The 19,182-nt window shown below is 73.6% G+C and carries 15 protein-coding genes; 4 read left to right on the top strand and 11 right to left on the bottom strand.

Annotated elements, in window-relative coordinates; all coding sequences use genetic code 11:
* Window positions 1-46: 46 nt before the first annotated feature.
* From ACZ7LE_RS02195 to ACZ7LE_RS02160, 8 genes are all read right to left on the bottom strand, one after another.
* Entirely contained in the window at window positions 47-346 is a 300-nt protein-coding gene (locus tag ACZ7LE_RS02195; RefSeq protein ID WP_470401756.1) for a hypothetical protein, read from the bottom strand.
* A 129-nt stretch (window positions 347-475) separates the two neighbouring features.
* On the bottom strand, window positions 476-5,032 hold the full coding sequence (locus ACZ7LE_RS02190; RefSeq protein WP_470403268.1) for an ExeM/NucH family extracellular endonuclease: 4,557 nt from the start codon (window positions 5,030-5,032) through the stop codon (window positions 476-478).
* Between the two features lie 358 nt (window positions 5,033-5,390).
* Entirely contained in the window at window positions 5,391-5,807 is a 417-nt protein-coding gene (locus ACZ7LE_RS02185; protein ID WP_470401755.1) for a sterol carrier family protein, read from the bottom strand.
* Complete coding sequence (locus tag ACZ7LE_RS02180; RefSeq protein ID WP_470401754.1) at window positions 5,807-6,250, bottom strand: hypothetical protein; 444 nt, start codon at window positions 6,248-6,250, stop codon at window positions 5,807-5,809. The genes ACZ7LE_RS02185 and ACZ7LE_RS02180 overlap by 1 nt, the downstream gene beginning before the upstream one ends.
* A gap of 25 nt (window positions 6,251-6,275) precedes the next feature.
* Window positions 6,276-8,624 (bottom strand): RNB domain-containing ribonuclease, encoded by a 2,349-nt coding sequence (locus ACZ7LE_RS02175; RefSeq protein WP_470401753.1) that lies wholly within the window; start codon window positions 8,622-8,624, stop codon window positions 6,276-6,278.
* 48 nt (window positions 8,625-8,672) lie between these two features.
* Window positions 8,673-9,635, bottom strand: coding sequence for an endonuclease/exonuclease/phosphatase family protein (locus tag ACZ7LE_RS02170; RefSeq protein ID WP_470401752.1), 963 nt, complete (start codon window positions 9,633-9,635; stop codon window positions 8,673-8,675).
* 74 nt (window positions 9,636-9,709) lie between these two features.
* Window positions 9,710-12,049 (bottom strand): phosphoribosylformylglycinamidine synthase subunit PurL, encoded by a 2,340-nt coding sequence (gene purL / locus ACZ7LE_RS02165; protein WP_470401751.1) that lies wholly within the window; start codon window positions 12,047-12,049, stop codon window positions 9,710-9,712.
* Between the two features lie 131 nt (window positions 12,050-12,180).
* Window positions 12,181-13,062, bottom strand: coding sequence for a glycoside hydrolase family 16 protein (locus ACZ7LE_RS02160; protein ID WP_470401750.1), 882 nt, complete (start codon window positions 13,060-13,062; stop codon window positions 12,181-12,183).
* Between the two features lie 177 nt (window positions 13,063-13,239).
* On the opposite strand from ACZ7LE_RS02160, the gene ACZ7LE_RS02155 reads away from it, so the two are divergent.
* Window positions 13,240-14,160 (top strand): EamA family transporter, encoded by a 921-nt coding sequence (locus tag ACZ7LE_RS02155; protein ID WP_470401749.1) that lies wholly within the window; start codon window positions 13,240-13,242, stop codon window positions 14,158-14,160.
* A gap of 3 nt (window positions 14,161-14,163) precedes the next feature.
* Here ACZ7LE_RS02155 and ACZ7LE_RS02150 read toward each other — a convergent pair whose 3' ends face one another.
* Window positions 14,164-14,667 (bottom strand): GNAT family N-acetyltransferase, encoded by a 504-nt coding sequence (locus tag ACZ7LE_RS02150; RefSeq protein WP_470401748.1) that lies wholly within the window; start codon window positions 14,665-14,667, stop codon window positions 14,164-14,166.
* Window positions 14,664-15,275 (bottom strand): hypothetical protein, encoded by a 612-nt coding sequence (locus ACZ7LE_RS02145; RefSeq protein ID WP_470401747.1) that lies wholly within the window; start codon window positions 15,273-15,275, stop codon window positions 14,664-14,666. Before ACZ7LE_RS02145 ends, ACZ7LE_RS02150 begins: the two co-directional genes overlap by 4 nt.
* 232 nt (window positions 15,276-15,507) lie before the next feature.
* On the opposite strand from ACZ7LE_RS02145, the gene ACZ7LE_RS02140 reads away from it, so the two are divergent.
* The 3 genes from ACZ7LE_RS02140 to ACZ7LE_RS02130 all read left to right on the top strand — a co-directional run bounded on the left by ACZ7LE_RS02140 (window position 15,508) and on the right by ACZ7LE_RS02130 (window position 18,523).
* On the top strand, window positions 15,508-16,611 hold the full coding sequence (locus ACZ7LE_RS02140; RefSeq protein WP_470401746.1) for a sensor histidine kinase: 1,104 nt from the start codon (window positions 15,508-15,510) through the stop codon (window positions 16,609-16,611).
* Complete coding sequence (locus ACZ7LE_RS02135; RefSeq protein ID WP_470401745.1) at window positions 16,608-17,258, top strand: response regulator; 651 nt, start codon at window positions 16,608-16,610, stop codon at window positions 17,256-17,258. Before ACZ7LE_RS02140 ends, ACZ7LE_RS02135 begins: the two co-directional genes overlap by 4 nt.
* Window positions 17,259-17,344: 86 nt before the next feature.
* The gene (locus tag ACZ7LE_RS02130; RefSeq protein ID WP_470401744.1) at window positions 17,345-18,523 is read left to right on the top strand and encodes a T6SS immunity protein Tdi1 domain-containing protein; all 1,179 of its coding nucleotides are present in this window, start codon (window positions 17,345-17,347) and stop codon (window positions 18,521-18,523) included.
* On the opposite strand, the gene ACZ7LE_RS02125 is transcribed toward ACZ7LE_RS02130, so the two are convergent.
* Window positions 18,489-19,148, bottom strand: a complete 660-nt coding sequence (locus ACZ7LE_RS02125) for a hypothetical protein (RefSeq protein ID WP_470401743.1) — start codon at window positions 19,146-19,148, stop codon at window positions 18,489-18,491. The two genes, ACZ7LE_RS02130 and ACZ7LE_RS02125, sit on opposite strands and share 35 nt — an antisense overlap.
* Window positions 19,149-19,182: the final 34 nt, after the last annotated feature.

Below are 19,182 nucleotides of genomic sequence, written 5' to 3'. Positions count from 1 at the left end.
CCATGCGGCCGGATCTCCGTGACCGGCCTCGCATGTGACCTCCGCGTCAGCGGCCGCGCAGGCTCCGGCGGTCCGCGATCACCGCGAACAGGCCGGCCAGCAGGGTGGTCACCATCGTGACGAAGGCGGTCAGCACCGTGACGTAGACGCCGGGCTTCATGAGCCCGGTGCCCGAGGGCGAGCTGACCAGGTAGAACGACAGGAGCAGGCCGAGCACGACGCCGACCAGCGCGCCGGTCAGGAAGAACGCCCTGTACCGCGGGGCACGGCGCACGGTCGCCGGGTCGACGACGTCGCGCACCTCCACGTCGTCGGCGGAGTCGCTGGCTGCCTGGGTCTCACTCACGCCACCCAGGGTACGCGTCCCGGCCCCGGCGGCCGAAAAGCCCGGTCGGGGCGGGACGACAGACCGCCGGCCGGGTGTGCCGGGACCTGGGTCCCGGCACACCCGGCCGGCGGTGCGGCCGTTCTCGGATCAGCCGATCAGCTTCCAGGGACCGTGCTTCTTGAAGCCCGGGATCTGGAGGATCGTCGGCCGGGTCGCCTCGTAGACCTTGCCCTTGTAGGACACCTGGTCGCCCCACCAGTAGAGCTTCCACGGCACCCATGCGGGAGCCTCGGGCTCCTCGGGCTCCGCGGCCTCGACGGTGATCGGCAGCCGGGCCGTGGTGCCCGACGGCGACGCCTGCACCACGAGCTGGTACTGGCCCGCGGCGGTGTTCGCCGGAATGGTGACGGACGTCGACGTCGCGCCGTTCGTCACCGTGCCGGTGCCGAGCGGGACGCCGTCCTCCGGCGCACCGCCCGACGGGACCAGGAACGTCTCGACGCCCGTGTTCTGGGGCGCGCCGAGCGAGGTCAGGTTCAGGCCGGACAGGCCGACCGTCGTCGCCGTGCCGGCCTGGACCGTGCCCGGCAGGGCCGAGGCCACCGTGCGGGTGCGGGCGAAGCTCGGCGTGACCGGGGACGAGTCCTTGAGGTACGTGATCCAGGCGTCCCGGTCCACCAGACCCGAGTCGCGACCGTCCGTGCCCTCGGTGAAGGCCCGGAAGTTGTCCCCGCCCGAGATCAGGAACGAGAACGTCGCGATGCGGTACTCCGCGGCGGGGTCCACCGGCACGCCGTCGATCGTGATCGACGAGACGTTGTCGCCCGGCGTCGCGTTCGGGTCGGCCGTCGTCGTGGTGTACGACACGTTGTCGGACAGCCCCAGCGCCAGGTACGGGCGCGACGGCCGGTTGCCGTTCGCGTCCGTCTGCCACTGCTCCTCGAGCAGGGTGTCGAGCTGCGCACCCGTGAGCGTGATCGTCCACAGGTTGTTGACGAACGGCAGCACCGCGTTGGCCTCGGCGTAGGTGATGATCCCGTCCGCGCCGAAGTACAGCTCGTTGCGCAGGCCGCCGGGGTTCACGACGCCGATGTCGGCGCCGCCCCGCTCGTCCGCGGAGAGCGAGTCGCGCAGCGAGTTCGCCACCAGGTTGCCGAGCGCCGACTCCGACGCGCGGTCGTCCCGGTTGCCGCCGGCGTAGCCGCCGTCGGTGTACGAGCCGCCCGCGAACGCCGTGGTCACGTCGGCCGTGACCTTGCCGACCGGCTGGGCACCGATCTCCTCGGCCTCGGCCAGCGCGGCGTCCACGATCGAGTCGACCTCGGCGACCGCCGGGTACGTCGCGATCAGCTCCGCGGCCGGGGTGGTCGTGCGCGCCACGTTCTCGACCGTGTAGTCGGTGACGTCGAACGTCTCCGTGTCCACGGTGAGGGAGACATGCCCGAGGAACTCGCCGTAGTTGCCGGTCTGGATGATCGGCCGGGTCTCCCCCGCCGCACCCGGGACCGGGGCGTCCCACGCGTACTGCTTGTGCGTGTGGCCGGTGAAGATGGCCGCGACGCGCGGGTCGGTCTGCTGCACCAGGTCGGCGAACGGACCGCCGGCGGCGATCTCCTCCTCCAGCGTGGCGCCGTCGGGCGTGCCCGCGCTCGCGCCGTCGTGCGCGAGAGCCACGACCACGTCCGCCTCGCCGTTCGCGGCGTCGCCGTCGAGCAGCTCGTCGGTGACGCGGTTCAGCGCCTCGACCGGGTCGCCGAACTCCAGGCCCTCGATTCCCGAGGGCGTGACCAGCGTGGGGGTCTCCTCGGTGACCACGCCGACGAAGCCGACGTCGACGCCGTTGACCGGCACCACCTGGTACTCGGGCAGGGCGGGCTCCCCCGTCGCCTCGTCGTAGACGTTGGCGCCGAGGTAGTCCCAGTCGGCGGCGTCGGTGACGCGGCCGGTGAGGTCGGACATGCCCTGGTCGAACTCGTGGTTGCCGACCGCGGAGGTCTTCAGGCCCAGCGCGTTCAGCACGTCGATCGTCGGCTGGTCCTGCTGCAGCGCCGAGGCGAACAGCGAGGCGCCGATGTTGTCACCCGCCGAGACGAACGCGGTGCCCGCGGGGTTCTGCGCCCGCAGCTCCTCCACGGTGCCCGCGAAGTTCACCGTGTTGGCGTCGATGCGGCCGTGGAAGTCGTTGATGGCCACGAGGTCCAGGTCCACCGAGCCGGGCTCGGTCGTGGTGTCGCCCAGGTCCAGGCCCACCAGGACCGGGTCGTGGTCGGACGACCGGAAGGGCGTCTCGTCGTAGAGGATCGTCGCGTTGTAGTTGTAGCGGCTGTACTCGTTCGCCACCGGCTCGTACGCGTTGATGTTCCAGATGTCCGTGCCGGACACGACCTCGGCCGCGGCCGGGGAGGCCAGCACGTGGTCGAGCGAACCGACCATGCCGTCGAAGTTGTACGAGTACTCGCCCGTGGTGGGGCCGAGGTCGGTGTACCCGGCGTCGGCAAGGACCTCGATCGGGTCCTCCTGCTCGTACGAGTTGAAGTCACCGACCAGCAGGACCTTGTCGGTCCCGGCCGCGGCCGCCCGGTCCTCCGCGAACGACACGAGGGACGTCGCCTGGCGGGTGCGGGACTCGTTCGAGGCGCCCTGGCCGTCGCCCTGGTCGGCGTCGCCGGGCCACGGTCCGGCCGAACCCTTCGACTTGAAGTGGTTGGCGATCACCACGACGTCGTCGCCGGCGCCGGCGGCGCCGTCCGCGGGCTGGAACGTCTGGGCCAGCGGCTGACGGGCGTTCTGGAACGCCTCGTCGCCGACGAGGATCGTCGAGCCACCGACCGGCTCCGCCGTGGCGGTCCGGTAGATGAAGGCGTTGCGGATGACGTCCTCGGCGTCCGGCACCTCGGCCGGGGAGGCCACGTAGGCCCACGTGCCGGCGCCCTCTGCCGCGTTCAGCGCGTCCACCAGGTCGCCCAGGGCCTGGTCACGGGGACCGCCCAGGGAGGCGGTGTTCTCGATCTCCAGCAGCGCGACGACGTCCGCGCCGAGCGCCGAGATCGCCGCGACGATCTTGGTCTGCTGCCGCTGCAGGTCCTCCTCCTCGGCCGCGCCGCGGGCGTCGCAGCCGCCCGAGACGGTGACCGGGTCACCCGCGCGGTCGGTGTAGTACGTGCAGCCCGTGAGCTCGTCGCCCGTGGTGGTGAAGTAGTTCAGCACGTTGAACGTCGCGACCTCCAGGTCGCCACCCACCTCGGCGGGCGCGTCCTCGCGGGTGTTCTCGAAGGTCGCGGGCTGCACGGCGTCGGCGACGTCCGGCGTCAGGTGCGACGTCGGCTGGAAGCCCCAGGCGTCGAACCGGTAGTCCAGGACGACCGGACGCGTGAACGTGACGGCCGCGCCCACCCGCAGCGGCGCGCCGCCGGTCAGCCAGGGCAGCGGCTTCGACTTGTTCGCGGTCGAGTTGTAGTTCGTGGACGAGCCGTCGTCGAGCTGCACCGCGCGCGCCGCGTTGTCCGCGACCTGCGCGTCGTACTCCGCCGAGCCGGGGCGCCCCGCCGTGGTGGGCTGCACCAGCGGGCTGTCGCCCGCCGCCAGCCCGACCGTGCCGTAGTAGTTGGTGTCGTAGTTGTCCGTCACCGTGAACGCGCCCTGCGGCGCGAGCAGCATGCCCTCGAGCGCCTCGCGGCCGGCCGCGGTGGCGGGCCAGGCGGTCACGGTCGGCTCGACCGTCGCGGGCTCGTCCAGGACGGTCCAGCCGCCCGACGACGGCGTGAGCTCCGTGAGGCCGTTGAACTCCGACACGACGCCGGTGACCTCCACGTGGTCACCCGCGGAGAGGTCGGCGGCAGCCGCCGCCGAGAAGACGAAGACGGCGTCCGACGCGCCGGGCGTCGGGTCCGCGCCGCCGCCCGTGCCCGCGGTCTGCAGGTAGAGGCCGTTGAAGCCGCCGGTCGGGTAGACGGCGGTGACGACGCCCTGCGTCGTGACCGTGTCGCCCACCAGCGGGCTGGTGTCGCCGGTGCCCTGGATCTCGGCGATCGGGGTAACCTCGCCGGGCTCGGTCGGCACGGACGGGCTGGGGCTGGGCTCGGGCTCGGAGCCCTCGCCGTTGGTGGGGGTCACCTCGGCGCTGAACACGAAGTCCGCCGAGTTGTCGCCCGCGTCGCCCGTGCGCTCCAGCGACCCGACCACGCCGGTGCCCTGGCCGGCCGGGCCCTGTGCGGTCTCGAACGTGTCGGCGGTGCCGTAGCCGAGCAGGTCGACGACGCCCGCTGCGCCCGCGGCCGGTACGGCGCCCTTGGCGGGCGTGACCGCGTTGGCCTGCGACGCGAGCGCGATGACGCCCGCCGTGCCGCTCAGGTTGAGGGTGCCGACGGCGTCGGGCGTGGGGAGGGACTCTCCGTTGGCCGCGTTCGAGGCGCCCTGCACCAGGTAGTGACCGCCGGCGGCGATGGTGCCGCTCAGCGCGGTGATCCCGGAGAACGCCGCGCCCGTCGCGGACTTGTACTGGACCGACCAGCCGTCGACGCTGACCGGCTCGTCCGTCGGGTTGTACAGCTCCACGAACTTGTTGCGGTACGGCTGGCCTGAGCTGCCGCCCACGAGGTAGGCCTCGCTGATGACGACGTGCCCGGAGTCCGGGCCGTCGGAGGTGGCCGCGGGCGCGGCGACGGCCGCCGTCGCGGGCACGGTGAGCGCCGCGGACAGCGCCACGGCGACGGCGGCTGTCCCACGGGGTCGGGGGTGCGGTCGCGGGGACCGGAGCGTGCTGGGTCTCACGCTGACTCCTTCTGCAATAGCCGACCGAGGGCCGGGCTGGAGTGCACTGCTGCTGGACGACGTGCTCGGCGGCATCGCCGCGGCCGGGCGCGCATCAGTTGCGCAGGCGGTCCGGCACGAGCGGCACCAACCAATCACTGCCTCGTGAACCGGCGGTTACGGTCGGGCACCCGCCGGGAAAACTGAGGTCCTGGCACCGGGTGAACCCGCCCGCGGCCGAACCACGAGATCGACGCCGAGGCTAGCGGCTGTCACCGACATCGCTGCCCGGTACACGCCGCCCGCGCAGGGTTCACCCGGGTACGGCAGGAGACCCCGGCTCGCCGCCCGACCCGGACGCCGCCCGGCGTCCGGCGGTCAGGGGCAGCAGGTGCGAGATGTCGGACCGGTCGCCCGAGGCGCGCACCCGCCCGTCCGCGACGACGTCCGCCCAGGTGACGGTGCCCGTGGCCAGGCCGAGCCAGGTCTCCGGGTCGGTCTCGACCACGTTCGGCGGGGTGCCGCGCGTGTGTCGCGGCCCGGGCACGGCCTGCACCGCGCCCGCGGGCGGCACGCGCACCTCGACGGAGTTCCCCGGCGCGACCGAGGCGAGCTCCTCCAGCGTGAACCGCACGGCCGTGGTGACGTCCCGGCGCTCCGCCTCGCCCCGGGCCCAGACGGCGACGGCGGCGCGCCCGGCCGCCGGGTCAGTCCGGCGCCGCGGGGGCACTACCGCACCGCCAGGAAGTCGCCGAGCCGCGTCCAGCCGGTCTGCTCGAGGCTCGTGAAGTCGGTGCCGGGCACGACGAACATCGCCTTGCTCGTGCCGTTCGACACCTCGGTACCCGTCGGGTTGGGCGTCATGGTGCAGCTCGACACGCCCTCCCCCGCGGCGTCGTCGACCAGGACGAGGCAGGTGGAGGCACCCTCGTTCGACCGTGCGGCGTAGAAGGTGGCGTCGTCGTCCGCGCCCAGGCGGCGGGTGGTGCCGCCGTCCACGGCGACGTCGTCGAGCACCGTGTCGGGGAGGACGTCCTCGGCGTGCTGCTCCTCGTCGAACAGCGCCTCCAGCTCCTGCACCCCGTCCGACGACGTGCAGCCGGTCAGCAGGGCCGCGCCGAGCACGGCGACAGCGCCCGCGCGCCGGGCGGCACCAGGAACAGCGTTGGTCATGGGGTCAGTATGGCCGACCGTCGCCTCAGTACCGGTACACGTCGGGCGTCGGGCCCTCGACCGCGAGCAGGTCCGCCGCCACCACCATCGGCAGCTCGCGCGAGGACACGGACGGGAACCTCGCGACCTGCACGACGCGCGGCAGGCCGCCCGTCCGCACCGCCGGCACGGGCTGCGACAGCGGCCCGGCGGCCGGCGCGTGCCGCGGCCAGGGTTCCGACAGCGGCATCTCGTCCCGGACCTGGGGCCGTACCGGCCGGCTGATCGGCGGGTAGTCCGCACGCCGCACGCGACGGGGGACCTCGGACACCGTCGGCCGGAATGCGGGCGGCTGCGGCTGCGGTGGTGCGGGCTCGGGGCGGGGCTGCGGTGTCGGACGCGGCCGCGGGACCGGACGGGGCTGCGGGCTGGGGCTCGGCTCCGGCCGCTGCCACGGCTCGGTGGCCACGACCGGCTCGGACCAGCGCCGGCGCTCCGCGCGCGACCGGAGCTGGGGCACGGGGCGGGGTCGCGGCTCGCCCAGCGACTGTGGTTCCGCCAGCGACTGCGGTTCCGCCAGCGACCGCGGTTCGAGCAGCGGCCGCGGCGACAGCAGTGAGTCGGGCGAGTGCAGGGGCTCGGGCGGGAGCGGGCGGTCCGGTCGCAGCTCCGTCTGTGCGCGCGGCGCCTGCCGGGCCTCCACGGCCACCTCGGGCCCGGGAGCCGCTCCGTCGCCTGGCGCCGCGAACGGCGTCGGGGCGGCAGCCGGGCCGCTCGGGCCCGCCGAGGCGCGCCGGGCCGCGCGCCGTCCGCCCCGCTCAGGTGCGCCGGGCGTGCCGGGCGTGCCGGGTGCACGAGGCGCACCGGCCGCTCCTCCGGCGCGGTGCTCCCCCCGACCGGCGGTGTCCGCCGCTCCCCCCGCCGGCGGGCCGCCGAGCGTGAACGTCACGCGCCGCTCGGCCACGTCGGCCTCGGCGAGCTGGACCCGTACCTCGTCGCCCAGGGGCAGCGCGGGACCCACCACGCGCGCCCGCACCGCCGGGTCGCGCAGCACGACCTCGCCCCGCTGCAGCTCCTTGTCCTGCTCGTCGACGTCGACCACCACGCCGTCGAACTCCTCGCCCAGGCGGTCCGCGAGGAGCGACGCCTCGACGATGTCCACGCACTCGCGCTCGAACGAGGAGGCGCGGCGGCCGGTGTCGGCCATGACGGCGGGCAGGGTCGGCAGCGCCTCCAGCACCCACGAGGGCACGGGGACGCCGGCAGAGACGGCGAGGCAGACCTCGGTCGCGTACCGGTCCACGAGGCGGCGCAGCGGCGCCGTGACGTGCGCGTAGTCGGCGGCGATCGCGGCGTGGCGGGTGTTCTCGGGCGTCGGCACGACGGCGCCGTCGGGCCCCGGCATGCCGAAGGCGACGTACCCCGCGCCGCGGAAGAGCGTGGTCGCCTCGTTGAGGAAGGCCGCGTGCTCAGGGATGCGCGAGACGAGCGTGGGGACGAGCCGCGCGTACGGGAGGTCGTCCGGCCAGTCGATGCCGAGCGCGCGGGCGGTGCGGTGCAGCCGGGCCAGGTCGCGCGGGTCGGCCTCGGGCAGCGTCCGCAGGATGCCCACGCCCGCCTCGCGCATGAGGTGCGCGGCGGCGATGCCCGTGAGCAGCGAGATCTGCGCGTTCCACTCCTCGACCGGGAGGTTGCGCCGGAACGACAGCGTGTACGTACCGTCCTCGCGCCGCTCCACCTCCTGCTCGGGAACCGACAGCGAGACGCCGCCGCGCGCGAGCTCCAGCGACTGGCGCAGGCGGCCGACGTCGGCCAGGAGCTGCAGCGACTCGCTCGCCGTGCCCGCGTCGAGGGTCGACTGCACCTCGGCATACGTGAGCCGTTCCCGGCTGCGCACGTACGCGCGCTCCAGGGCGGCACCCTTGATGATGCCGCGCGCGTCGAGGGTCACCGTCCACAGCACGGCCGGGCGGTCCTCCTCGGGCAGCAGGCTCGCCGCGCCCTCGGACAGGACCTTCGGGTGGAGCGGCGTGCGGGCGTCCGGCCCGTAGACGGTCATGCCGCGCCGGTGCACCTCCGCGTCGATCGCGCCGCCCGGGACCACGAACGCCCCCAGGTCCGCGATGGCGTAGTGGACCACGTAGCCCTCGCCCGACTGCTCCACATGGACCGCCTGGTCCAGGTCCTTGGAACCGGGCGGGTCGATCGTGACGAACGCGATGTCGCGGCGGTCGGTCCGGCCGGCGGAGACGTCGTGCCCGGCGGCCGCGAGGGCCTCCTCGAGCACATCCTGCGGGAACATCGCGGGCAGGCCGACCTCGGCGCGAAGAGCCGCGAGGGCACCGCTCACGTCGTCGGTGGCGGCGGGCGCGAGGCGCATCTGACGGGTGGGCACAACTGCGAACATAAGCCGGTTCCGCGCTCCCCGCGCGGTGTCGCTGTGCTATTCGACGACGACGGTCGCCACCAGCGCCCGGTGGTCGGTCCCGGGTACCTGCATGGACACCACGTCGGAGACGGGCATGTCCTTCTCCACCACCACGTGGTCCAGCGCGAAGAGCGCCGGGATCCGGCTGCCCTCCGGCCAGGTCACGGTCGGACCCGCACCCCACTCGCGCGTCGCGTCCAGGAAGCGCGACCCGAGCAGGTCGCGGAAGGTCGCGTGGTCGTAGCCGGCGTTGAAGTCGCCGGCCAGGATCTGCGGCGTCGCGTCCTCGTGGACCGTCTCCGTGAGCTCGACGAGCTCGGTGCGCCAGGTGGTGACGTCCTCCGGCATGGGCGGGTACGGGTGCACCACGGTGACACGGACGTCGGTGCCGCCCACGTCGACCAGGGCCGACGGCATCGCGAAGGTGGTGCCGCTCATCTGCTCCACGTCGGTCAGCTCTGTGGTCGACCAGAGCCCGCTGCCCGCAGGGGTGTCCTCGGCGGGGACGGTGAAGCTGTGCGCCAGCAGCTCGTCGAGGCCGGCGTCCGCGAGGGCCTGCTCGAAGTCGGGCGTGAGCTCCTGGACCGAGAGCACCTCGACGTTCTGGGACTCCACGAGCCCGACCACGGTCTCGGCGTCGGCCCGCCCGTACAGGGCGTTCACCGTCATGACCCGCAGCGTGCCCGCGTCGTCCGGGTCGGCCGCCGTGGACGACTCCGGCGGCATGAAGAAGGGCACCATCCAGAACAGGAAGCCCGCGAACGAGAGCCCGAGCAGCGAGGTCAGCACCCAGCGGCGCGAGAACAGCGCGACGATCAGCAGCGGCAGCGTCGCGAGCGTGGCCCACGGCGTGAACGCGACGAGCTGGGGCAGGGGCACCACGTTGTCGAACGGGAGCACCCGGGCGACCGCCACGAGGAGCAGGGGGATCGCGATGATCCAGAGCACGAGGGAGATGAGGCCACGGACAAATCGCACCCCCGGACCCTATCGGCTGCCCGGAAGCGCCTTGACCAGCCGGCAGGTCCACCGGCCGGTCAAGGCTCCTCGGATCAGCCGAAGATGCGCGGGAGGGTTCCCTCGTGGGCCGTGCGGGCCTCGTCGAGCGGGAGCTCGAAGTGGCCCTCGACCACCACGGCGTCGCCGCCGGTGGTGCCCAGGCGGAGCACCGGCACGCCGGCGTCCTCGGCCAGGTGGGTCAGCTCGCCCTCGTGCTCCGGGTCGACCGCGACGACCACGCGGCCCGTCGACTCCGCGAACAGCGCGACGAACGGGTCCACCTTGTCGCGGCCCGTCACGCCCTCCAGCGCCACCGAGGCGCCGACGCCGAACCGCAGCGAGGCCTCGATCAGCGTCTGGACGAGGCCGCCCTCGGACAGGTCGTGCGCGGCGGCCGCGAGACCCGACCGGCGGGCCTCCACGAGCACCGAGGCCAGGGCCTTCTCGGCGGCCAGGTCCACGCGCGGGGGCACGCCGCCGAGGTGCGAGTGCACGACGTCGGCCCAGGCCGAACCGTCGAGCTCGTCCCGCGTGGTACCGAGCAGGAGGAGCGACAGCCCCTCGGTCTGCCAGCCGGACGAGAGCGCGGTGCTCACGTCGTCGAGCACGCCGAGCACGCCGACCACGGGGGTCGGGTGGATCGACGAGTCGATCTGGCCCGGCTCGCCCGTGCCGTTGTAGAGGGAGACGTTGCCGCCGGTGACCGGGACGCCGAGCTCCTGGCAGGCGTCCGCGAGGCCCTCGATCGCCTCGACGAGCTGCCACATCGAGTCCGGGTGCTCCGGCGAGCCGAAGTTCAGGCAGTCCGTCACGGCCAGCGGAGCGGCACCGGTCGTGGCGACGTTCCGGTAGGCCTCGGCGAGGGCCAGGGCCGCACCCGCGCGCGGGTCGAGCTTGCCGTAGCGGCCGTTCGCGTCGGTCGCGAGAGCGACACCGAGGCCCGTGGTCTCGTCGACGCGCACGACGCCGCCGTCGTCGGGCTGGGCGAGCGCCGTGTTGCCCTGGACGAAGCGGTCGTACTGGTTGGTGACCCACTCCTTCGAGGCGAGGTTGGGCGAGGCCAGCAGCCGCAGCGCCGTCTCCCGCAGCTCCTCGCCGGACGCGGGGCGGGCGAGGCCCGCGGCCGTCGTCGTGTCGGCCTGCAGGCCGTCCTGCCACCCGGGACGCGCGTAAGGCCGCTCGTACACGGGGCCCTCGTGCGCCACGGTCTTCGGGTCGACGTCCACGATCCGCTGGCCGTGGTGGTCGATCGTGAGGCGGCCGGAGTCGTTGACCTCGCCGATGACGGCGGTCTCGACCTCCCACTTGCCGGTGATCGCGAGGAACGCGTCGAGCTGGTCGGGCCGCACGACGGCCATCATGCGCTCCTGCGACTCCGACATGAGGATCTCGCCGGCGTTCAGCGTGGGGTCGCGCAGCAGCACGTCGTCGAGGTCCACGTGCATGCCGCCGTCACCGTTGGAGGCGAGCTCCGAGGTGGCGCAGGAGATGCCCGCGGCGCCGAGGTCCTGGATGCCCTCGACGACCTTCGCCGAGAACAGCTCGAGGCAGCACTCGATGAGGACCTTCTCCATGAAGGGGTCGCCCACCTGGACGGACGGGCGCTTGGCGGGCACGCCGTCCTCGAACGTCTCGGACGCGAGGATCGAGGCGCCGCCAATGCCGTCGCCGCCCGTGCGGGCGCCGAACAGCACGACCTTGTTGCCGAGGCCGGTGGCGTTGGCGAGGTGGATGTCCTCGTGCCGCAGCACACCGAGGCAGAGCGCGTTGACCAGCGGGTTGCCCTGGTAGGAGCCGTCGAAGACGAGCTCGCCGCCGATGTTCGGCAGGCCGAGGGAGTTGCCGTAGCCGCCCACGCCCGAGACGACGCCGTGCACGACGCGCGCGGTGTCGGGGTGGTCGACGGCGCCGAAGCGGAGCTGGTCCATGACCGCCACGGGGCGCGCGCCCATCGAGATGATGTCGCGGACGATGCCGCCCACGCCGGTCGCGGCGCCCTGGTAGGGCTCGACGAACGACGGGTGGTTGTGCGACTCGACCTTGAAGGTGACGGCCCAGCCGTCGCCGATGTCGACGACGCCGGCGTTCTCACCGATGCCGACGAGGAGGTGCTCCTTCATCTCGTCGGTCACCTTCTCGCCGAACTTGCTCAGGTGCACCTTCGACGACTTGTACGAGCAGTGCTCGCTCCACATCACGGAGTACATCGCGAGCTCGGCCGCGGTGGGGCGGCGGCCCAGGATGTCCTTGATGCGCTGGTACTCGTCCTCCTTGAGTCCGAGCTCGCCGTACGGCTGCACCTCGTCAGGGGTGGCTGCGGCGGCCTCGACCGTGTCCAGTGACGGAACGGCGGGAGTCGGGCGGGAGGGTGCCTGGGACGCGGGCGCGGTCATGTAGTTCCTCGCGTGCGGGGTAGGTTTCTGGGCGCCGGAGCGCCCCGCCAGTCTACGACGTGGGCCCGCCACCACGTGTCAGACGCCCAGGTCCCTCCTGTGACCTGTGCGTCTGACACGTGAAGGGCGGGTCAGCCCTGGTCGTAGACGCGCACGTAGTCGACGACCATCTGCTGGGGGAACTGGGTGGTGCCGTCGGGGTAGCCGGGCCAGTTGCCGCCCACCGCGACGTTCAGCAGCATGAAGAACGGCTGGTCGAAGACCCAGGGGTTGCCGCCGGTGTCCGCCGTGGTGCGGGTCTGGTAGACGTTCCCGTCGACCGACCAGGTGATGCGGCCGGGCGCGCGGTCCACCGCGAACGTGTGGAAGTCGTCGGCGAAGGACCAGCCCTGCGGGTGCGTGTACGCCGCGCCGATCCCGGCGCCGCCGGAGTAGCCGGGGCCGTGGAGGGTGCCGTGCACCATGTGCGGCTCGAAGCCCACGTTCTCCATGATGTCGATCTCGCCGGAGTCGGGCCACGGGACGCCGGAGTCGATCTGCCCGCCGAGCATCCAGAACGCGGGCCAGATGCCCTGGCCGCGGGGGATCTTGATCCGGGCCTCGACGCGGCCGTAGGTGGGCTCCACCTTGCCCGCGGTGGTCAGGCGCGCCGACGTGTAGCCGCCGTTCCCGTCCTGGCGGGCGGTGATGACGAGGTTGCCGTTCCCGTCCAGGGCCGAGTTGTCGCGCGAGCTGGTGTAGTTCTGCAGCTCGTTGTTGCCCCAGCCGCCCGCGCCCGTCTCCTGGTTCCAGTTCGCCGGGTTGGGGGCGCTGCCCGCGGCGCCGTCGAACTCGTCCGACCAGGTCAGGGCGCCGACGGCGGCGGGCGCGGCGTTCTGCGCGGCCGGCGCGGAACCGCCGTCGGGCACCTTCTGCGTCGCCGCGGAGGCGACGAGCGAGGCGGACAGGACCAGGGTCAGGGCGGCGGTCGCCGTGACCGTGCTGCGGATGGTGCGGTGTCTGGTGGTACGCATCGGTCGCTCCTTCGCGAACATGTGTCTCCCGTTGCCCGCGACGCTACTTTTCACCCGCTCGGTGGAACAAGATCGTGAAAGTACGTAGTCATGGCCCGGTCACCGTTCAGCACCGCTGAACAATCGGCCAGTGATACGCGATGGACGCACCGGGTCGGGGCGGCCGACGATGACGCCATGCCCCTGCGCCACTCGCTCCTCGCCGTGCTCGTCATGATCATCTGGGGCACCAACTTCCTCGCGATCGACATCGGCGTCGACGACGTGCCGCCCGTGCTCTTCCTCGCGATCCGCTTCGTGGTGGTGCTGGTCCCCGCGATCTTCCTGGTCCCGCGCCCCGCGGTGCCCCTGAAGGACGTGCTGGTGGTCGGGCTGTTCCTCAGCCTCGGCCAGTTCGCGCTCATGTACACCGCGATCTGGCTCGGCATGCCGCCCGGCCTCGCCTCGCTCGTGCTCCAGGCGCAGGTGGTCCTCACGGTCCTGTTCGCGAGCGTCGCCCTCCGCGAGCGCCCGACGCCGCCGCAGCTCGTGGGCGTGCTGCTCGGCGCGGTGGGGCTCGTGATCGTGGGGCTCGGCCGGTCGGCCGCGACGCCGGGGCTGGCATTCCTGCTCACGCTCGGGGCCGCGGCGTCGTGGGCCACGGGCAACGTGATCGTCCGGCGGCTGGGGTCCGTGACGCAGGCGACCGGCGCCCGGCCGACGCCGCTGGCCGGCCTGTCCATGACGGTGTGGTCGGCACTGGTGGTCCCCGTGCCGATGTTCGCGCTCGCGCTCGTGCTGGACGGGCCCGCCGCCGTCGGGTACTCGCTGACGCACCCGACCTGGGCCGCCGTGCTGTCCACCCTGTACACCGCGTGGCTCGCGAGCCTGGTCGGCTACGGCGTCTGGAACACGCTGCTGGCACGGCACCGGGCGAGCGCGGTGGTGCCGTTCACCATGCTCGTGCCGGTGTTCGGCATGACGGCGGCCTGGCTGGCGCAGGGCGAGGTGCCGAACACGGCCGAGGTGGGCGGCGGGGTGCTGCTCCTGCTCGGGGTCGCGATCACGTCGGGGCTGCTGCGGTGGCCGGGCAGGCCGCGGTCCGGCGCGAGCGCCTAGCCCCTACAGGTCGAGCGTGTAGCAGAGCAGGTCCACGCCGGGCACGGGCGACCAGTCGCGCCCGGGCTCGCGCACGAAGCCGAGGCGCTCGTAGAGCCGGTGCGAGCCGTGCGCGACCGTCTGCGTCGAGAGCACGACCCGGCGCGTGCCGGAGTCCCGGTTGCGCGCCGCCCGCGCCAGGCACTCCCGCATCAGCGCGGTCCCGGCGCCGCGCCCCTGCGCGTCCGGCGCGACGCCGAGCATGCGGATCTCCGCCTCGCCGTCCCGCGCGATGTCGGCCATGGGGCCGCCGCGGGGCACGAACGTCACGCCGCCCACCACCGCGCCGTCGTCCAGCGCGACGACGATCTCCGCCGCGTCCGCGCGAGCGCCCACGTCCCGCAGGACGTCGGCGTAGAAGGCGGAGTCGGGCGCGTCGAGCTGACCGTCGGCGAAGAACGCCGCGACGACGATCCCGCCGATCGCCTCGTACTCCGCGGGGACGGCGTCCCGTACGTCGATGCTCATGCCGAAACGGTAGGCCGTGCCCCTGACACTCCCGCGGGTACGCGCCGCGCGCGGCCGCCCGCCCGGCGCCCCACCGGCCCGCCCGCTCGGCGCGGTGTCTGCCCCCGCACCCGGCCCCAGGGCTTGTAGACGGACAGCACGGTGGCCACCGCGAGGGCCGTGAGCGACACCGTGGGCGGGAAGACGAGGAACGAGAGGTCGGTGGCCGGGACCTGGCCGGCCTCGATCGCGCCGCCGGCCGCGCCGACGTCGGGCAGGCCGGGCCGCAGGGCCACCAGGATCAGGGTGCACAGCACCAGGTTCGTCACGAGCTTGACCGCCACCCACCAGTAGCGCACCAGGCCCCACCTGGTCGCGAGGCCGAGGAGCACGCCGGAGCCGAGGCAGACCAGCGCCGAGACCAGCATGGGCGTCACCACGAACTCGGCGAGGGCGCGCAGGGCCAGCCCGCGGACGGCGTCCGAGCCGCCGCCGAGCCCGATCCCGGCGAGCACCGCGACGAGCACGTCGATGCCGATCCACGCGCCCGCGGACACGATGTGCACGGTGAGCACGGCCTTCCGGACGCGCGGCGGCAGCGTCATGGCGGCCGATCCCCTGCGACTCATGATCCTGTCCCTTCCCCCGGGTGCCCGACCGGCGCCCACCTGCCCAGCGTCCCGGCCCCGGCCCGGTCCCGGATCGGCCGTGGGGCGGCAACCGTGCTGCGCTCGCCGGCGGCGCCGGACGGCCCGGCCTACGCCCCGCGACGTACGCCCGGCTACGACCCGTAGGGGGTGACGCGGCGTCCGGCGTCGGACACAGTGGGCCTGTCGGGCACAGTGGGGCCGGAGGTGAGACATGGGAAGGCTGCGTCTGGTCGACGTCGGTGTGAGCGCGGTGCTGACGGCGCTGGTGCTCGTGAGCCTGCCGTTCCTGGACGGCTCGTCGGCGGTGGACCGGCCCGTCGACGCGCTCGGCTACACCCTGGCGGTGGTCGCGGCAGCCGGGACGCTGTTCCGGACGCGCCGGCCCGTGCCCACGCTGGGCGTGGTCACGGCCGCCACGGTCGGCTACCTGCTGCTCGCCTTCCCGTACGGCCCGGTGATGCTGTGCCTGGCGGTGGCGGTCTACTCCCTGGCCCGACGGCGCCCGCTCCGCCCCGCCCTGGTCTGGGCGGCGGCGACGCTCGCGCTCCTCGTGATCCCCGTCTTCACGCACCCGGCCGGGCTGGGCGCCCCCGCCGGCCTCGTGCCCGCGAGCGCCTTCGTCGCGGTGCCGTTCAGCATCGGCGTCGCGCGGCGCACGTGGGACGAGGCCCGGTCGGCGCAGCACGCCGCCGCGGAGCAGCAGGCCCGCGACGACGAGCGGCTGCGGCTCGCACACGAGGTGCACGACGTGGTGGGGCACGGGCTGGCCGCCATCCAGATGCAGGCCGACATCGCCCTCCACCTGGGCCGGCCCGACGACGCGACCGCCGCCCTGGAGGCCATCTCCCGGGCCGCGAACGAGGCGCTGACGGAGTTGCGCACCACGCTGGCGGACATCCGGCCCGGCTCCGGGGCCGGCCCCGAGCGGGCGCCGACCGCGGGGCTCGCCAACCTGGAGGTGCTCGCGCAGCGTGTCCGGTCCGCGGGGATCGCGGTGGACCTCGCGGTCACCGGCACGCCCCGGCCGCTGCCGGACGCCGTCGACCTCGCCGCCTACCGGGTGCTCCAGGAGTCGCTGACCAACGTGGTCAAGCACGGGGTCGGATCGGCCGCGCGGGTCGAGGTGGCGTACGAGCCGGACGGAGTCCGGCTCGCGGTGTGCAACCCGCGCCCGTCCGGTGCCGCGTTCGTCGCCGGGTTCGGCATCACCGGGATGCGGCACCGGGTCGAGTCCCTGGGCGGGCGGCTCGACGCCGGTCCCGTCGACGAGTCGTTCGAGGTGCGGGCGGCGCTGCCCGCGGGAGGTGTCGCATGATCTCGGTGCTGCTGGTCGACGACCAGGACCTGGTCCGCATGGGCCTGCGCGCGCTCATCGCGGGCGAGGCGGACACGACGGTCGCGGGCGAGGCCGCCGACGGCATCGCCGCCGTGGCCGAGGCCAGGCGCCTGCGGCCGGACGTGGTGCTGATGGACATCCGGATGCCCGGCATCGACGGCATCGAGGCGACGCGGCGCATCGCCGAGGACCCCGGCCTCGCCGCGACGCGCGTCGTGGTGCTGACGACGTTCGAGCACGACCAGTACGTCGTCGACGGGCTGCGCGCCGGGGCGAGCGGATTCCTGCTCAAGAACACCCCGCCTGCTGAGCTCGTCACCGCGATCCGCACCGTGCACGACGGCGGGGCGCTGCTCGCGCCGTCGGCCACCCGGACCCTCATCCGGGAGTTCACCGCGGCGTCGCCGCGTGCCTTGGAACCGCACCCGCGGATCGGCGACCTCACGGAACGTGAACGCGAGGTGGTGGGCCTCGTCGCGCAGGGGATGAGCAACCACGAGATCGCCGAGGAGCTGGTGCTCAGCCCGGCCACAGCCCGCACGCACGTGTCGCGCGCGATGATCAAGCTCTCGGCGCGCGACCGGGCCCAGCTCGTGGTGTTCGCCTACCAGTCGGGTCTGGCGTGACCGGCCGGGACCCGTCCCGTTAAGGGTGAAACAAAGATGTCACGTAGGGGTTCCCGACGTTTACCCGAAAGTGGTTTCATTCGGACATGAAGCTGCTCCGGACTTTCCCGAAGGTTTCCTTCGAGTTCGGGCTGGCCTCGTGGCACTGGATGGGGATCCGCGAACAGACCCCGCGCTTCGCCACCTGCTTCGGCGACATCTTCCTGGAGTCACTGGACGGATGGTGGTTCCTGGACACGGTCGAAGGCACGCTCGAGCTGCGCTGGAACTCCGCCGTGACCATGTACGCGGAGCTCGAGTCCGCCGAAGGGCGCGCCACGTACCTCATGGACGACCTGGTCCGTGACGCCCGGAGCCGCGGCATCCGGCTGGGCGAGGAGGACGTGTACACGTTCAACCCGCACCCCGCGCTCGGCGGTGAGCTGGGTGTGGACGGCCTCGGCACCATGCGCTTCGAGCTCGCCCTGAACTGGGTGGGGCAGATGCACGACCGCGTACGGCACAGCTCGGGCGAGATCCGCCTGCCCCCGATGCCCGACGACGGCCGGCGGGCCGCCCCGGTCCCGGCCGCCGAACCGTGGGACTCGTCCTGGTCGCACGACGAGACCTTCGACGTCCCGTTCGAGCAGTACCTGGCCACGACCACGTTCGCGGCGGTCTCGGCGCCGCGGCGGAACGACGACGGCTACCCGTCGCTCCCGCCGACGCCCGGGCGGGAGGACGCGTTCGGCCAGACCCCCTATGTCGCGCAGAGCCACTTCGGCGAACAGGCCTACGACTCCCCGAACCGTGCCGAACCTGCCTACGGCGGCCGGCACGGTGACACCCGGGACGACGGCGCCCAGTCGTACCAGACGCCCAGCGCCCTGGACCGGCCGTGGTCGCAGGAGTACCCGGCCGCACCCCTCTGGACCGGACAGACGGAGTCGGCGCAGCCCTGGCTGGAACCGCACCAGCCCACGCAGCCGGCAACGCCGCCCGGGGGCTACGACGCCCCGTACGACCAGGACTACCCGGCCACCCCCGGGTACGGCGCCGGCGCGTCCGGCGAGCAGCCGGGCTCGCCGTACGGCGAGCAGCACTGGGCCCCGTACGACACCGCACAGGGCGCTCCTCAGGGCGGCGGTCAGGAGCAGCCGCCCCCGTCCGCGCCGGTGTGGGACGCCCCGGCCTGGGGCGGCCAGGCACCCGCCGGTGGCCAGCAGCCGAACCGGCACACCGACGAGGCCTTCACGGCGTGGGACGACCTGTGGGGAAGGCGCTGACCCGCTGACGCCGGGACCGACGCTCGGCGGGCGTCGCGACCTGCGGCTCAGCCCTCCGCACGGGACGCAGCCGCCGCTCCCGCTCGGCCCGCGCCACCAGGCTCAGCCCACCGGGCGTCGTGGTGCGCGCATGCTTGAGGAGGCGGGTCTCCAGGGCCACCCGGTTGCCCCGCCGCAGCCCGTCCGTGTATCCGAGGATCGTCTGCGCGTGCGCGTGCGTGATGTGCCCTCCGCGCAGCGCGGCGAGCGTGCGCGGGTGCTCGTGCACCAGCGCCCGGGACTCCTCGATGAGCGCGACCGCCGAGCTCTCCGGCACCCGGAGCGCCGTGGCCAGCCGCTCGACGAGCTCGGGCGCCAGGCCCGCGAGGTCGTCCGCCTCGACCTCGGGGGCGTCGAACAGGTCGGGCTGGTCGGCCACCCACTCCCGGACCGACTCCATCAGCACGGCGCGCGAGGCCGCGAGCGAGGAGAGCAGGGAGTCGATCGCCGCCACGGCGTCGACCGCCTCGGAAAGGTTCGCGAAACCGCTCGCGAACCCCGACTCGCGCGGCACGGACGCACCACGCGGAGACTGGTCCGGCACGTCGGCCGGACCGCGAGTCACCAGCACATTGTTCGAACGCATGTTCTAACTGTAGGGGGTGAGGTCGAGGCGCGCC

It is taken from the genome of Promicromonospora sp. NPDC110617 (assembly GCF_055598465.1).
Note: the sequence above shows the minus strand (reverse complement) of the source record. Positions and strands in the feature narration are given on the sequence as shown.